The sequence below is a fragment of the Mycobacterium intermedium genome (genome assembly GCF_002086275.1).
In the GTDB taxonomy this organism is placed as follows: Bacteria; Actinomycetota; Actinomycetes; order Mycobacteriales; family Mycobacteriaceae; genus Mycobacterium; species Mycobacterium intermedium.
The window spans coordinates 1-1,697 of record NZ_MVHT01000224.1; the positions used below are offsets into that span (position 1 = coordinate 1).

A 1,697-nucleotide genomic window follows, 5' to 3' on the forward strand; every position below is an offset into this window, starting at 1 on the left:
CCCAGATTTTTCGTGAAATGCCTCGAGAAACGGGGTGTAGATAAGCGAAAGTGCCTGTCCTGCAAGGGATAATTGGACTTGTCTACGGTTCAATCGGTCCCAAGGGAAGGCACTTCGCGAGTGAAGAATATCGCGCTAGCATCGCGGGTGAAAGTGTCTGCTGACGGGCATGGTGTCGTGTCGCACGCCGGGATGGGCATGCTGCGCGAGCTCGCGGACCGCACGGGGTTGTCGGCGCAGGTCACCGCCGCGTTGGCCGACACGTACCGGGGCCCGTGGGTGTATGCGCCCGGGGACGTGTTCGCCGATCTGGCGGCCGCGGTCGCCGACGGCGCGGACTGCATCGACGCAGTTGGTCAACTGTGCGGCGATCGTGAGCATGTGTTCGGCGCGAAGGCGTCGACGACCACTATGTGGCGGTTGATCGATCAGCGCATCGATGCCGCACACCTGCCGGGGGTGCGCACAGCGCGGGCTCGGGCGCGGGCGGCGGCCTGGGCGGCCGGAGCCGCCCCCACCCAGGGGTGGCTGCACATCGACATCGACGCCACCCTGGTGATCGATCACTCCGACAACAAGACCGGCGCTGCGGCGACCTGGAAGAAAACCTATGGTCATCACCCGCTGCTGGCGTTTCTGGACCGCCCGGACATCGCCGGCGGGGAGGCCCTGGCCGGGCTGCTGCGCAACGGTAACGCCGGCTCCAACACCGCCTCCGATCACGTCATCGTCCTCGAGCAGGCGCTGGCCGCCCTGCCGCGGCGATACCAGCCCGACCCCGCCCATCCCGAGGATCCCGACAACCCGAAGCTGCTGGTGCGCTGCGACACCGCCGGGTCCACCCACCGCTTCGCCCAGGCGTGCCGCAGGCTGGGGGTGGGGTTCTCCTTCGGCTACCCCGTCGATTGGCGGGTCCAAGACGCCGTGGACACCCTGACCCTCGCCGATGTCTGGGACCCGGCCATCGACACCGACGGCGGTATCCGCGAGGGCGCCTGGGTCGCCGAGGCCACCGGTCTGGTCAACCTGTCCTCATGGCCGGCCGGAACCCGGCTGATCCTGCGCAAAGAACGCCCCCACCCCGGGGCCCAGCTGCGGTTCACCGACGCCGACGGCATGCGCGTGACCGCGTTCATCACCGACACCGCACCCGGGGTCATCCCTGGTCAAGTCGCCGGATTGGAGTTGCGGCACCGCCAGCACGCCCGCATCGAGGACCGCATCCGCGAACTAAAGGCCACCGGGCTGCGCAACTTTCCGTGCCACTCGTTTTGGTCCAACGCCGCCTGGCTGGAAATCATCCTGGCCGCCACCGATCTGGTCACCTGGGCCCGGCTGATCGGCTTTCACGACCACCCCGGCCTGGCCCGCATCGAGATCACCACATTCCGCTACCGGATCCTGCACATCGCCGCCCGCATCACCCACGGCGCACGCCAACAACGGCTACGCCTCGATGCCACCTGGCGATGGGCCGCAGCCATCGCGACCGCCTGGCAACACATCCGCACCGCCTTCGGATAACACCCCGGCGACCACCACCCAACCGACCACGAAAGACCACCGGCCCCAGGAAAGCCCGCCCCGCCCGGCGACACGGGACAACTCTCCACGCCACCACACCGAAAATGCCTACCCAACAACACCATTCAGCGCCAGAACGGCTCAATCATCAATTCGATGCAAAATCGAGGCTA

General features: G+C 67.3%; 1 protein-coding gene. It reads left to right on the forward strand.

All coding sequences use genetic code 11. The features are described from left to right. The first annotated feature begins 120 nt into the window (after window positions 1-120). On the forward strand, window positions 121-1,524 hold the full coding sequence (locus BST27_RS30300) for an IS1380 family transposase (RefSeq protein WP_069422674.1): 1,404 nt from the start codon (window positions 121-123) through the stop codon (window positions 1,522-1,524). The last annotated feature ends 173 nt before the right edge of the window (window positions 1,525-1,697 follow it).